The following is a 13,900-nucleotide window of genomic DNA, read 5'->3' as shown; positions in this document are numbered from 1 at the left end:
TTTCGGGGCCGAGGCCAAGCCGTTCCATGACACCCGGGCGAAACCCTTCGAGCAACATGTCCGCCTTTTCGGCAAGGCGCAGCAACAGATCGGTGCCTTCACGGCGCTTCAGGTCGAGGCGCAGGAGGGCGCGGCCATGGCGGTCGATGTTGTACTCATCCGGCAGCGACAGGAACTCGCTCGTCCCCGTCCGTTCGATGCGCAACACTTGCGCGCCCATCTCCGACAGCATCAGGCCGGCCAGCGGCACCGGTCCGAGCCCGGCCATCTCGATCACCTTCAGCCCGGTCAGCGGACCGGTTTTAGCGGCAGCGGACAGGCCGGCGTTCATGACCTTCTATTTCGGCGCCATGCGGATGGCGCCATCGAGACGAATGGTCTCGCCGTTCAACATCTGGTTCTCGATGATGTGCAGGGCGAGAGCGGCATATTCGGACGGTTCGCCCAGGCGCGACGGGAAAGGCACGGCGGCGCCCAGCGAATCCTGAACCTCTTGCGGCATGCCGGCCATCATCGGCGTCTTGAAGATGCCGGGCGCGATGGTGCAGACGCGGATGCCGGAACGGGCAAGGTCGCGCGCCACCGGCAGCGTCATGCCGACGACGCCGCCCTTGGATGCCGCATAGGCGGCCTGGCCGATCTGGCCATCATAGGCGGCAACCGAAGCGGTGTTGACGATGATGCCGCGCTCGCCGCCCTGCAGCGGCTCGAGCTTCGACGCGCGCTCGGCGACGAGGCGGATCATGTTGAACGTACCGATCAGATTGACCTCGATCACCTTGCGATACTGATCAAGGGGGTGGGGACCATCCTTGCCGATCGTCTTCACGCCGATGGCGATGCCGGCGCAGTTGACCAGGATCCGCGGCTCGCCAAGCTTGGCGGCTACGTCGGCGAGCGCAGCGGTTCCGCTGTCGGCGCTGCTGACGTCGCACTGGACGGCAATACCACCGATCTCGGCCGCGACCTTGGCGGCGCGGTCAATACCCACGTCGAAGATGGCGACGCGGGCGCCCTTGGCGGCCAGCGCGCGCGCCGTTGCCTCGCCAAGGCCGGAGCCGCCGCCGGTGACGATCGCGATCTGGCCGTTCGGGTTCATGACGTCATCCTTTGATCTCAGGAACAGTGGGACGGATCAGGCGCCAGATCGACGGGAAAGGTCAAGCCATCGCCGCGACAGGATCGGCCACCCTGGCCTGATCGGCGTGGCAGACCTCGCCCAAGAGCCTGGCGACCGCGCCCGGCGCGATCTCGTGCGACAGCAGCCGGTCGAGATCGACGGGGCGCGGCATCGAAATCTGGCCGCGCGGAATCCGCTTGAAACCGAGCGGCCCGTAATAGGGCTCGTCACCGACCAGCATGACGGCAGGTGCGCCGGTCTTGGCGGCGGCCTCTAGCGCGATCGCCACTAGCCGGCGGCCGATGCCGAGATTCTTGAAGGCCGGCCGCACCGCGAGCGGCCCGAGCATCAATGCGCGGCCGGCACCGGCGGCGATGCGGGTCATGCGCACCGAGGCGACGACGATGTCGCCATCGACGGCGACAAAGGACAGCGAACGCTCGTGCCCTCCGGCCTCACGAATCTTGTAGGCGGCCAGCACAAAGCGGCCCGGCCCGAAGGCTTCGTCATTGATGGCTTCGATCTCGGGGTCGTGCGCCGGGGTTTCCGGCAGGTATTTCACGTCGGCAAGGCTCATGGTCTTTGCGTTCCGGTAAGGAGGAAAGGTTGCTGCAAACGGCAGCATTCGCCAGTCAGCGCTTCATCAAGCGCGGGCGCCCTTTCGTCGTCGGTAAAACCGGATCGAAGCAAAATCGAACATGCGGATTGTCCGCTAGCATCAATTTCCCGCCGCTGCAATCGGCCGTTTTGTTCGTCATTTCCGCCAAGTGACGGTCTGTTCAGCACCTGACGTCTTCGACAGGGCAGCCTTGCGCCTACATCAACCAACAGGACGCAAGGAGATTTGTATGGGAATGCTGGTCGAAGGAAGGTGGCAGGACCGCTGGTACGATACAGCGGACAATGGTGGCAGGTTCGTGCGGACGCAGTCGCAATGGCGCGACTGGGTCACCGTTGACGGGGCGCCTGCCGAAGGCCGGACGCGTGGTTTCAACGCCGAGCCCGGCCGCTATCACCTCTATGTCTCGCTTGCCTGTCCGTGGGCCCACCGGACGTTGATCTTTCGCGCGCTGAAGAAGCTGGAAGGCGTCATATCGGTGTCGGTGGTGCATCATTTCATGGGCGCCAACGGCTGGACGTTCGTGGCTGAGGACGGCGCCACGGGCGACATGCTCTATGGCCTCGACTTCCTGCACCAGATCTATGCCAAGGCCGATCCCGCCTATTCGGGCCGGGTGACTGTGCCGGTGCTGTGGGACAAAAAGGAGCAGACCATCGTCTCCAACGAGTCTTCCGAAATCATCCGCATGCTGAATTCAGCCTTCGACGAATGGGGCGACGCCAGCCTCGATTTCTATCCGAAGGCATTGCGCGGCGAGATCGATCGCATCAATGCGCTGGTCTATCCCGCGGTCAACAACGGCGTCTATCGCGCCGGCTTCGCCACCACGCAACGCGCTTATGAAGAGGCGTTCGGTGAAGTGTTCACAGCGCTGGATGCGCTGGAGGAGCGGCTGTCGAAGCAGCGCTATCTCGTCGGCGATCGTATCACCGAAGCCGACTGGCGGCTGTTCACCACGCTGGTGCGCTTCGATCCGGTGTATGTCGGCCACTTCAAATGCAATCTGCGCCGTATCGCCGACTACCCGAACCTGTCCAACTATCTGCGTGATCTCTACCAGGTGCCTGGTGTGGCCGGGACGGTGAACATGCATCATATCAAGGCGCACTATTACGGCAGCCACCAGACGATCAATCCGACGCGGATCGTGCCTGTCGGACCGGATCTGGATTATGCCGCATGGCACGACCGGGCGCGCTTCGAGAAAGCGGCAGCCTGATCTACCAGTAGGGCGAGGGCTGCTCGCCGTCAAAAACCTCGGCGATCCGGCGCAGCGTCGCCGGCGTCGTGCCCTGCGGCAAGCGGTCGAGCGGGAAGAAGCCGGCTTCGGCGATTTCGTGATCCGGCCGCTTCGGCGCCGTCTGGCTGAAATGCTCGAGCAAATAAAAGCCGACATGGTCGCGGCGGCTGGAGCGGCGGTTGAAATGCATCGATTTGAACACCGGCGGGGCGGTGAGAGCGATGTTGCCTTCCTCGGCCAGTTCACGGGCCAGTGCCTCGTTCATCGTCTCGCCGACTTCGACGCCGCCGCCGGGCAGCTGCCAGCCTGGTACGTAGGTATGGCGAATGAGGAAGACGGACTTGGACGCCCTGTCGTGGATCAGGCCGCGCACGCCAAGCGTCATCGGCCTCCGCAGCACGAAATAGAGATGGAACAGCCTGGCCCTCAAACCTGGCCAGCCGGTCTGGCGGAAGGCATCTTCAGGGCTCGTCATTGATAGCGAAACCGTGGGTGGAAAGCCGTGCGCGGGTCGCCTATGAAGGTTGTATGTTCAGGCTCGCGCATATTTCCGATGTCCATCTGGGGCCGCTCCCCGATGTATCCTATCGCGATCTCGCCTCCAAGCGCGTGCTCGGCTATGTCAACTGGCAGCGCAACCGCCGCCGCCATATGCATGATGCGGTCATCGACACGATCGTCGCCGACATCAAGGCGAACACGCCTGACCACCTCGCCGTCACCGGCGACCTGGTCAATCTGGCGCTCGACGGCGAGATCGAGATGGCCAGGCACTGGCTGGAGACGCTGGCACCGCCGCATGATGTTTCGGTCGTTCCGGGCAATCACGACGCCTATGTGCCAGGCGCCTTCGACAAGGTCTGCCGATCCTGGGCGGCGTGGATGAGCGGCGACGGCGTCAACACGCCGGTCGATCGTAACGCATTTCCCTATTTGCGCGTGCGCGGCAACGTCGCGCTGATCGGTGTCTCGACGGCGCGCGCCACGGCACCCTTCATGGCCAATGGTTTCTTCATGGAAGGCCAAGCGAAGCGGCTCGGCAAAATCCTCGGGGATACCGCCGGACAGGGGCTGTTTCGCGCCATCATGATCCATCATCCGCCGGTGCGCGGCGCGGTCCCGCAGCACAAGCGGCTGTTCGGCATCGCCCGCTTCAACAAGATCATTCGCCATCACGGCGCCGACCTTGTGCTGCACGGCCATTCGCATCTGCCGTCGCTGTTCTTCATCGGCGGTCGCGGCGTCAGGATCCCGGCGGTCGGTGTCGCTGCCGCCGGCCAGGCGCCGGGCGGCAAGAACCCGGCGGCGCAGTACAATCTGTTCGACATTGACGGCGAGAAGGGCAATTGGCGGATCCGGCTGACACGGCGCGGCCTGACCGGGCCGTCCATACCGCCATCCGATCTGCAGACGGTGGAGCTTGGCGCCGAGGCCGCTATGGCCGCAAATTGACAACCATGGCCACGATGCGGTCCCAGAACAGGACGACCGACACCACAAGGCCGACCAGTGCGCCGGCAGCGACCAGGCCGAGCCCGGACAGAAGGGCCGACCAGCGTTTGCCGCGCTCCGTTGCGCGCAGCGGCGGTTCGGCTTCCGGCACATACGCACGTTTCAGGCCGGCGACGGCGGGTTCGACGCCGCCTTCCAGCATCCTCTGACGCTCGACGATGCGCTCGGCGACATAGCGTGTCACGGAATCGGCAACCGGCTTCATCTCGGTGGATTCGGCAAGCACCACCCGGCCGATACGGGTGTCCTTGAGGAAGCGATAGGTCCGGCGGTCGCGCCCCATGGCGACATGGCTGATGGCGTCGATCCACAGGCGCGGCTGCAAGCCGGACGAGACGACAAAGTCGAAATTGTCCATATCGGCCGGAACATCGGCAAAAACCGGTGCCAGTTCGGCGGCGAGCAGATCGAGACGCATGCGATGCGCCTCGCGCATGTCGACGACGACGTCGTCGCGGTCGGCGAAGGCATTTTTGACATCACGGATGGCATCGGACAGTTTCTTGGACTGGTCGATGGTCTTCTCGCCTGCTTCCTTCATCGGCGTCCGCCTCGTAGGTTTGGTTAACACCGGGTTAACACAGCCGCCGGCAAAATGCACTGGCGAGATCGACGGCCCCGGGGTGTCCAGGAAGGTTGTCGTGCGCGAAAAAGGTCAGCTGGCTGCGGCGGCGAATTTCTGGCGGTGTGGCCTGGCGCGACGATTGGTGTTGCGGCGAATGATCTCGGCAACAAGGTCGGGGGCTTCCTCAGCCAGCATATGGCCGGCCTCCAGCACGTGGTGCACGTGAAAATGCGCCGGCAGGTCATCCGCCTGGGTAAAGGGCAGCACCGCATCGCTGATTCCCCATGCCACCATCACCGGCATGTTCAGTCCATCGAGGCGATCGTGCGGGATGACGCCTTGCCGACCGTCCACGGTCATGGCGGCTGCGATCTCGACGAGCTTTTCGAGTTGGCCGGGTCGCCTGCGCATTTCCCAAAGGGTGTCCACCGTATGTTCGAGCGGCGGGGCTGATGGTCCCGACATGACGGCGAGGCAGGAGCGGATCTCGGACCGATCCGCGGCTTCGGCATAGCGGCGCAACAGCGGTCCATTGATTTCGGGGCCAAGGCCGCCCGGCGCCAGAAGCGTCAGCGAGGCTATCTTTTCGGGCTCGGCCAGCGCCATCAGCGCCGCCACGGCACCGCCCATCGAGTGGCCCACGAGATGAACGCGCTTCAGGCGGCGCTCCGAGAGATCGGCGAGCACGGCCTTGGCTGCCACCCTGGCGGGACCGGCGGCGGGAAAATCGAGCGACAACCCGTGCCCAGGCAGATCATAGGCCAGCGTATGCGTGGAAGGCGTCAGGGCGGAAATCACCTCGTGCCATACATCATGGCAGCCGCCGAAACCGTGCAGCAGGACGATGGCCTTCGAGCCAACACCCTCTTCGGCGGCAAAAAGTGATGCGGTCATGAAAGCTGATTTTTTGTTATTGCAGAATGCGCGACACCCAATGGTGGCTGAATTGCTCCTAGTCCAACGTGATGACCAGTAAAATTTTCGCGATTTGTACGGTTGTGTACAGAACCTGGCGACCAATCGGCAATCTGCGATGGAGCGCAGGAAATCCATCGGGACGCGGCGCAGCCAGTGCGCGGACGTCGATGGTGTCAGCTTGGGCTGCCGAGCCCGGCAGCGCGGAGTGCCTGGACCAGCCGGTCGGTCAGGTCGGCCGGATATTTCCGCTCGACGAAAGTCGCCCGCGGATCGGCGGCAAATTTGGGGAACTCGGTGGTCAGTTGTTTCAGCAGCGTGCTCACCAGATGATCCTGTCCGGCAGCCTTGGCGCCGACCAGCCGCGCCGCCAGATAGTGTGATTTCGTTGCCGTCGTTCTCAATGCCATGCTGGCCGCGACCGCCTTGTTCATGTCGCCGAGCATGAACTCACCGACGAACAGCCCGTAATCCCACCATGTCGGGTGCCCGCTGAAGGTCTCCACCGCATGATCGAGGATCGGCGTTCCTTCAGCATATCGTCCGGCGAAGATCAGCCCGTAGCCGTAAGCGGCGGCCATGCCGAGATCGTAGGGGTTGAGTTCATAGGCCTTGCGCATCCAGCGGATCGCTTCGTCCGTATTGCCGAGGCGCGAACTGACATAGCCGTAGGAGCGATGCGCATAAGGGCTGGTCGGACCCATCTGCACGCCGCGATGGGCAAACTCGACGGCTGTCTCAATCGTCGCATTGGGCGGATAGGCGTAATGATCGGACACCGCCTCGAGATGCAGGGAAGCAAGCTCCGAATAGACGAGCGAGGACTTGGTTCCACCATTGGCCAGCTTCTCGAGGCATCGGTAGGCTGCCTCATGGGTCCTGGCGTTCTGGTCGAGGTAATATTTGCCGTTGAGCAGCAGGCATTGCGTCAGACCGTTTGGCGTGCCGGTCTGCTCGATATAGTTGTAGATGGTGCCGGAGGCGGGGAGTGCCGAGCTAAGCATATCGGCGATACGGTCTTCGACCGCTGCAGGTGCGCTGTCGGCGGGGGTGAGATTGCGCGATAGAAGCACCCGTCCGGACGCCATGCTTTGCAGTTCTATGGTGATGTCGCCCGCGTCCGGTCCAGATAGGACGTCGAATATGAAGCTCGTCGCGTCGTCGGCCGGATCGCCGACGGTGTCGCGGCCGATGAAGTCAATCGTATCGAAGCCACTCAGGCCGGCGCGCAGCGATGCGGCGACACGGCTGGCGTCGGGGCCGTCAGCCTTGAGTCCGATATAGACTTGCGGCAGAGCGTCAGCCCTTGCCGATGCCGTGATGCTTGCAGTTGCGCCAGCGATCTCCGGCATTGCCGAGATGTCGCCGCCTGCCAGCAAGGCAGTGCTGCCCTGGCGAAGGATCAGTACGCCCAGCATGGCGATGACCAAGGCGATCGCCATCCAGAAAAAGCGGAGATGGCGCGCCACCGAGGGGGCAGGCGAAGACGGTACGGAAGCCAGAGACATCGCCTCCAGCATGCCCGTGCCGGCTTCGTTTGACCGATCGGTGGATGCGGCGCCGTCCAGCCTGAGTTCGGGAACAGACTCGGCAATATCCGGCAGGCGGATCGCGTTCAATTCATAGGCAGGAACATAGCCGCCGCGCGGAATGGCGATGCGGACCGGCTCGGCAATTCCCTCATTGGCAAAATAGTGCTGCAGAAGCTCGCGCAGCCTGCCTGCCTGCACACGCACCACGGCATCGGTGGACGGATCGAAGTCGCCGTCCTTGCCGAAAACATCCATGGCAATGGAAAAGCCCTTGAGCCTGTCGGCTTCGCCGGCCTGTTCACGTTCGACAAGATAACGCAGCAGCTTGCGCGCGCGTTCGGATCGGCCGAACGTTTGGCTGGCAAGCAGTCGCTCCAGTGTCTCGCGCACTGCGGGGGCGGCAGGCGTGGCATGCTGCAAGTGTCGATCCTCTCGAAGTCGGCACAGGTTGAGGCGCGATCATATAGGTCCCGCACCACCACACAAGTATACACCCCGTTATGCGATCACGTACCCACCGGATAATTCCGCGGTGGTTAATGGCCCGAAAGATCGGAACCGATCACCAGATTGGGACGGTTCCGATCTTTGTTCCCGCCGGGCGTCAGCCGGCTTTTTAACCGACGATACGGTTCGCGGCAGACATCACTGCTTCCAGCGAGGCAGCGACGATGTTGGTGTTGATGCCGGCGCCGAACAGCTTGCCCTGGGGATATTCCATCTCGACATAGGAAATGGCCGACGCGTTCGAGCCGCGCTGCATCGAGTGCTCGGAATAGTCGAGCACCGACATCTCGACACCGACATGGAGCGACAGCGCATTGACGAAGCCATCGATCGGGCCGGTACCCGTGCCTGTAATCGTCACTTCCTTGCCGTTGTCGAGGATGACCGCCTCGACGACGCGCCGGCCCTTGATCTCGGTGCTGGGATAGGTGTGGTGATCGAGGAATTTCAGCCGCGCGCCGGGCTGGTCGACATAGGTCTCGATAAAGCGCTCGTAGATGCGCCTGGCCGGCACTTCCTTGCCCTCGGCATCGGTGATCGCCTGGATTTCCTGGCTGAACTCGATCTGCAGATTGCGCGGCAGGTTGAGGCCGTAATCTGCCTGCAGCACATAGGCGATGCCGCCCTTGCCGGACTGCGAATTGATGCGGATGATGGCTTCGTAGCTGCGTCCGACATCGGCCGGGTCGATCGGCAGATAGGGCACTTCCCACAGGCTCGTATTGGCCTTCTTCAGCGCCTTCATGCCCTTGTTGATGGCATCCTGGTGCGAACCGGAAAAGGCGGTGTAGACGAGTTCGCCGACATAGGGATGGCGCTCGGGGATCTTCAACTGGTTCGAATATTCGTAGACGTCCTTCATCCGGTTGATGTCGGAGCAATCGATCAAGGGATCGACACCTTGCGTGTACATGTTCAGCGCCAGCGTGACGATGTCGACATTGCCGGTGCGCTCGCCATTGCCGAACAGCGTGCCTTCGACGCGGTCGGCGCCGGCCATCAGGCCGAGCTCGGTGGTGGCTATGCCGGTGCCGCGGTCATTGTGCGGATGCAGCGAGACCAGCAGGTTTTCCCGGTTGTCGAGGTTGCGGCACATCCACTCGATGCGGTCGGCATAGATGTTGGGGGTCGACATCTCGACCGTCGAGGGCAGGTTGACGATCAGCTTGTTGTCCGCCGTCGGCCTGACGATCTCGGTGACGGCGTTGCAGATCTCCAGCGCCACTTCGAGTTCGGTGCCGGTAAAGCTTTCCGGCGAATACTCGAAACGAAAGCCTCCGCCGGCCTTGGCCGCCATGTCGGTGATCATCTTGGCGGCGTCGGTGGCGATGCGCTTGATGCCGCCGACGTCTTTTTCGAAGACGACGCGACGCTGCAGCTCGCTGGTCGAATTGTAGAAATGGACGATCGGGTTGGTGGCGCCCTTCAGCGCCTCGAAGGTGCGGGTGATCAGCTCCGGCCGGCACTGCACCAGCACCTGCAGCGAGACATCGGCGGGCACGTCGCCTTCCTCGATGCACCAGCGGGCAAAGTCGAAATCGGTCTGCGAGGCCGACGGGAAGCCGATCTCGATCTCCTTGAAGCCCATGTCGAGCAGCAGGCCGAACATGCGTGCCTTGCGCTCATGGCCCATCGGATCGATCAGCGCCTGGTTGCCGTCGCGCAAGTCAACCGAGCACCAGATCGGCGCCTTGTCGATCACCTTCGAAGGCCAGGTCCGGTCGGTGAGGCCGACGGTCGGATAGGGCTGATATTTGCGAGCCGCGTCGGGCATCCCTTTGGCCGAATCCGTGTCGGCTACCGCGGCATCGGAGCGGATTTCTTCTCGTGCGTTCATCGTCGGTTCTCCCGGCGGCTCATGGATCCACCTTCGGTGGATTGATGGCGAGCGGCGCCTTTACCAGAATTTCGTTCGCTTGATGTGATTGCCAAGGAGCATGCGCTTGCGCGGCGGTTCGACCGCCGGGCGCTCCTTCAGCGAACCCGGCGATCGCCGATAAGGCCGAGAAGAAGCAGGGTCGAAGCCAGCGCGCGCACGGCCTCGCCGGAAAAACCGGTCGAACGGGAAGCGTTGGTGGCGCGCGTGTTCATGGCGGTTCTCTTACAGGAGCCGCTTGTGAGAGGCAAGTGGGGGCCGCGTGGCGGGCCGTGATCTGTCGGATGTTGTCCCGAACATGCGCGCTCTTCCCCACGCGCGGCAAATGCGCCAGACTCGGGCATCGACAGGGTTTCGATGCCCCTGTCGCGGGAGGGGTCGTTCATGAATTTCGTGTTCTTCTCGCCGCATTTTCCCGCCAACGGCGCGGATTTCTGCGACCGTTTGAAGAAGGCCGGGGCCAGGGTGCTCGGTATCGGCGACGCGCCCTATGACGCGCTCGACGCCAAGCTGAAAGCAGCCCTTTCGGAATATTACCGCGTCGCCAACATGGAAGACTACGATCCGGTGTTTCGGGCGATGGGGCATTTCGTCCATAAATGGGGCCGTATCGACCGTTTTGAATCGCTCAACGAACATTGGCTTGAGCTGGAAGCCAACATACGCACCGACTTCAACATCTACGGCACCAAGCTCGATTTCGTGAAGAACCTGAAGCGCAAGAGCCGCATGCGTGCCTTCTTCCGCAAGAGCGGCGTCGACACCATCGCGCAGCGCAAATGCTCCGACCGTGCCGGGGCCATGACTTTCATCCGGCGCGTCGGCTACCCCGTCGTGGTCAAGCCCGACAGCGGTTCCGGCGCATCGAACACCTTCAAGATCTCCAACGCCAAAGAGCTCGACCAGTTCTTCCGGGACAAGCCCGAGGACGTGACCTTCGTCATGGAGCAGTTCATCGAGGGGCTGGTGGTGACCTTCGACGGGCTGGTCAACCGCGACGGCGAGGTGGTGCTGGCGGCCAGCCACCGCTACGACCAGAGCGTCATGGAGGTGGTCAACAAGGACCGCCATATGAGCTACACCTGCTTTCCCAGGATCAGCCCGGCGGTCGAGGAGGCCGGCCGCAAGATCCTGAAAGCATTCGACGTGCGCGAACGCTTCTTCCACATCGAGCTGTTCGAGACCAAGGACGACCGGGTCATCGCGCTGGAGGTCAACATGCGCCCGCCCGGCGCCTGGATGACCGATGCGATCAACTACACGTTCGACATCGATGTCTACGCGGCATGGGCCGACATGGTGGTCAGGGATGCCGCCGGCGGCCCTTACGAGGGGAAGTATTTCACCGCCTATGCCAGCCGCAAGCGACGCCTCCACTATTTGCACAGCCATGAGGACGTGCTAGCCGCGCAGCGTGACAAGATCGTCCACCATCAGGCCATCGAAGAGGTTTTCAGCCGCGCCATGGGAAATTACGCCTACCAGATGCGCTCGAAGGACGAAGCAGCGTTGCGTGCAGCGGTCGCGTACATCCACGCTGAAAAGGCGTGAGGCGATGGACATTTCCTATCACAAGAATTTCTCGAGCCAGCTCGGCCGCGACATGGAATACAAGCGCTACGGCCATGCCGGCCGGCCGGTGGTGGTGTTCCCGACCTCGCAGGGCCGGTTCTACCAGTTCGAGGATTCCGGCGGGGTGGGCGCACTGGCCGAATTCATCGACACCGGCCGCATCCAGCTGTTCACGGTCGACGGCGTCGATTCTGAATCCTTCTTCGACAAGCATGCCGACGCCGCCCACCGCATCGCCCGCCACGAGGCCTATTTCCGCTATGTGCGCGAGGAGGCGCTGCCGGACTTCCTGTCCACAGCCGAGCAGGCCAATGGCGGGCGCAAGCTGAAGCCGCTGTTCTCGGGCTGTTCGATGGGCGGCTATCACTCGTCGAACTTCGTCTTCCGCTTTCCTGAACTCGCCAGCGGCGTCATTGCCCTGTCGGGCGTCTATTCGGCGCGCGACTTCTTCGGCAAAGCGCTCGAGGGCGACATTTTCTACAACTCGCCGCTCGACTATCTGCCCGGCATCGTCGATCCCAAACTGCTGGCCCGGCTGAAGGCGCTCAGGCTGATCTTCTGCTGCGGCCAGGGCGCCTGGGAAGAGCGGATGCTGGTCGAGACGCGCAAGTTGGAACAGATCCTGCGCGACAAATCCATTCCCGCCTGGGTCGATTATTGGGGCGGCGATGTCAGCCACGACTGGCCATGGTGGCACAAGCAACTGGTCTATTTCTTCGGCCGTTGGCTGGATGAGGACCTGATGCACAGGCTCGACTGACAGCGGGGCTCGTCCGCTGACAGCTACCCTTCCTGGCCTGCCGGCAGAGCGACGGTCTCGTGTTCCGACGCCGATCCGCGACGCAGGCCAAGGAAGACGACGATGGCGGTCATGACGGTGATTGCCGCCAGCACGATCAGCAGCCTGTCGAACGCCGCCTCGTAGGCCTGGACCAGAACAATGGCTCCAGCCTGGGGCAGATGTTGTGCTGCTTCGCCGAGATTGCCGGTCACCAGCAGTTGGGCTGCCGCTGCTGCCTGCGTCGAAGATGCCGTTCCCTGTGCGGCGAGATGCGCGGCGGTAAAGCCGGAAAGGGTCGCCATGACGATCGCCAGCGCCACGCCCTCGCAAGCGACGCGGGTGGTGTTGAAGATGCCGACCGCCATGCCGGCGCGCTCTCTCGGCACGACACTGACGGCGAGCCCGTCCATCAATCCCCAAGGCAAAGCGATGCCGACGCCGATCAGCATCAGCGGCGCCACCAGCGCACTATCGACCGGTGGTGTCAGGCTTAGCCAGACAAGCCCGGCGGCAGCGACGAGCAGGCCGACGCCGCAGATCGTGGCCGGCGCGATCCAGCGCGCCAGCTGTCCGGCGAGCATCGGCAGGATCAGCAGCGGGCCTGATAGGCAGATCATCAATTGCCCGGCCTTGATCTCGCTCATACCCTCGATGCCGATGAAGCGGATCGGCAACAGGACGAGCAGGACGACGAAGGCGTAAGCGGGTGCCGCAGCCAGAAACTGGACGCCGACGAAGCGGGGATAGGCAAACAGCGTGAGATCGAGCATCGGCCGTTGTGCTCGCCGCTCGACAACGACGAAGGCGACAAAACAGATGGCAGAAGCGGCCAGAAGGGAGACGACGAGGGGATCGGCCCAGCCGCTCTGCGGGGCCTGGAGCACGCCATAGGTCAGCGACGCCAGCGCGATCGTGAAGGTGCCGGCTCCCGCCCAATCTAGGCCCGTCGCATCCGGGTCGCGCGATTCCCTGATGGTGCGCAGGCCGAGCATGGCGGCGGCAATCGCGAGTGCTGCAACCAGAAGAAAGATCGACCGCCAGCCGAATGCAGAGATGAGCAGGCCCGACGCGATTGGGCCGAAGGCGAGGCCGATACCGAAACTGGTGCCGAGGAAGCTGAAGGCGCGCAGCCGCAACGGCCCTTCGAATTCCTGGGCAAGTGCCGAGGCGCCGCCAGCGAAGGCGGCCGCACTGCCGATACCCTGCGCGGCGCGGAAAATGTCGAACCAGATGATGTCCGGCGCCAGCATCGCGCCCAGCGACGCCAGGACATAGAGGGAGAGGCCGACGAGGAAGAGGCGCTTGCGCCCATGATTGTCGGCCAGAGCGCCCGACGCCATCAGGGTGGCGCCGAAGGTCAGCATGAAGGCGTTTGTCACCCAGTTGAGCTCGATCGGACTGCCGCCGAGATCGGCCGCGATACGCGACAGAGCGACGGCCGGACCGGTGAAGGTCAAGGGCATCGTCATCGCGGCAAGGCACACGGACAAGAGCACGAGCCATCTCTCGGCAGAGCCGGTTGTGGTCCTGGAAGTCATGGATTTCCCTATCTGAAACAGTACTCGCCGGTGGCCCGCGCCATTGCGGAGCCGGTCGTGATGACAAGATAGGTCGTCGGCATTTCAGGAAAAATGGTGTTATATCTCCTGGTATATCGG

At 63.2% G+C, this 13,900-nt stretch carries 14 protein-coding genes; 5 read left to right on the top strand and 9 right to left on the bottom strand.

Translation table 11 applies throughout. The features are described 5' to 3' along the window. From EN984_RS05270 to EN984_RS05260, 3 genes are all read right to left on the bottom strand, one after another. Window positions 1-331 (bottom strand): CoA transferase (locus tag EN984_RS05270; RefSeq protein ID WP_206517402.1); only part of this gene is annotated, 331 nt, incomplete at its 3' end. A gap of 6 nt (window positions 332-337) precedes the next feature. Further along, window positions 338-1,099 carry a 3-hydroxyacyl-CoA dehydrogenase gene (locus tag EN984_RS05265; protein WP_127267375.1) on the bottom strand — a complete coding sequence of 254 codons (762 nt, stop codon included), beginning with the start codon at window positions 1,097-1,099 and terminating at the stop codon, window positions 338-340. 61 nt (window positions 1,100-1,160) lie between these two features. Further along, window positions 1,161-1,697: an N-acetyltransferase gene (locus tag EN984_RS05260; RefSeq protein ID WP_127267376.1), complete on the bottom strand. Its 537-nt coding sequence runs from the start codon at window positions 1,695-1,697 to the stop codon at window positions 1,161-1,163. 29 nt (window positions 1,698-1,726) lie between these two features. Between EN984_RS05260 and EN984_RS37580 the strand changes: the two genes are divergently transcribed. Beyond that, on the top strand, window positions 1,727-1,891 hold the full coding sequence (locus EN984_RS37580) for a hypothetical protein (RefSeq protein WP_164748917.1): 165 nt from the start codon (window positions 1,727-1,729) through the stop codon (window positions 1,889-1,891). 77 nt (window positions 1,892-1,968) lie between these two features. Next, window positions 1,969-2,961: a glutathione S-transferase family protein gene (locus EN984_RS05255; RefSeq protein WP_127267377.1), complete on the top strand. Its 993-nt coding sequence runs from the start codon at window positions 1,969-1,971 to the stop codon at window positions 2,959-2,961. A 1-nt stretch (window position 2,962) separates the two neighbouring features. On the opposite strand, the gene EN984_RS05250 is transcribed toward EN984_RS05255, so the two are convergent. After that, window positions 2,963-3,457, bottom strand: a complete 495-nt coding sequence (locus tag EN984_RS05250) for an NUDIX domain-containing protein (protein WP_127267378.1) — start codon at window positions 3,455-3,457, stop codon at window positions 2,963-2,965. Window positions 3,458-3,510: 53 nt separating this feature from the next. On the opposite strand from EN984_RS05250, the gene EN984_RS05245 reads away from it, so the two are divergent. Beyond that, window positions 3,511-4,434: a metallophosphoesterase gene (locus EN984_RS05245; RefSeq protein ID WP_127267379.1), complete on the top strand. Its 924-nt coding sequence runs from the start codon at window positions 3,511-3,513 to the stop codon at window positions 4,432-4,434. On the opposite strand, the gene EN984_RS05240 is transcribed toward EN984_RS05245, so the two are convergent. The 4 genes from EN984_RS05240 to leuA all read right to left on the bottom strand — a co-directional run bounded on the left by EN984_RS05240 (window position 4,418) and on the right by leuA (window position 9,850). After that, window positions 4,418-5,035: a hypothetical protein gene (locus EN984_RS05240; RefSeq protein WP_127267380.1), complete on the bottom strand. Its 618-nt coding sequence runs from the start codon at window positions 5,033-5,035 to the stop codon at window positions 4,418-4,420. The genes EN984_RS05245 and EN984_RS05240 overlap by 17 nt on opposite strands. A 114-nt stretch (window positions 5,036-5,149) precedes the next feature. Next, window positions 5,150-5,953 (bottom strand): alpha/beta fold hydrolase, encoded by an 804-nt coding sequence (locus EN984_RS05235; RefSeq protein WP_127267384.1) that lies wholly within the window; start codon window positions 5,951-5,953, stop codon window positions 5,150-5,152. Window positions 5,954-6,150: 197 nt separating this feature from the next. After that, window positions 6,151-7,926: a hypothetical protein gene (locus EN984_RS05230; RefSeq protein ID WP_127267381.1), complete on the bottom strand. Its 1,776-nt coding sequence runs from the start codon at window positions 7,924-7,926 to the stop codon at window positions 6,151-6,153. 196 nt (window positions 7,927-8,122) lie between these two features. Beyond that, on the bottom strand, window positions 8,123-9,850 hold the full coding sequence (gene leuA, locus EN984_RS05225) for a 2-isopropylmalate synthase (RefSeq protein ID WP_127267382.1): 1,728 nt from the start codon (window positions 9,848-9,850) through the stop codon (window positions 8,123-8,125). A gap of 423 nt (window positions 9,851-10,273) precedes the next feature. Between leuA and EN984_RS05215 the strand changes: the two genes are divergently transcribed. Continuing rightward, window positions 10,274-11,440, top strand: coding sequence for an ATP-grasp domain-containing protein (locus EN984_RS05215; RefSeq protein ID WP_127271680.1), 1,167 nt, complete (start codon window positions 10,274-10,276; stop codon window positions 11,438-11,440). A gap of 4 nt (window positions 11,441-11,444) precedes the next feature. Beyond that, window positions 11,445-12,221 carry an esterase family protein gene (locus tag EN984_RS05210; protein ID WP_127271710.1) on the top strand — a complete coding sequence of 259 codons (777 nt, stop codon included), beginning with the start codon at window positions 11,445-11,447 and terminating at the stop codon, window positions 12,219-12,221. A 23-nt stretch (window positions 12,222-12,244) separates the two neighbouring features. Here the strand turns inward: EN984_RS05210 and EN984_RS05205 are convergent, their stop codons facing one another. Continuing rightward, on the bottom strand, window positions 12,245-13,780 hold the full coding sequence (locus EN984_RS05205) for an MFS transporter (protein WP_127271712.1): 1,536 nt from the start codon (window positions 13,778-13,780) through the stop codon (window positions 12,245-12,247). Window positions 13,781-13,900: the final 120 nt, after the last annotated feature.

Source organism: Mesorhizobium sp. M7A.F.Ca.CA.004.12.1.1 (genome assembly GCF_003997835.1).
Lineage (GTDB): Bacteria > Pseudomonadota > Alphaproteobacteria > Rhizobiales > Rhizobiaceae > Mesorhizobium.
This window is presented reverse-complemented; position numbering and strand designations above follow the sequence as displayed.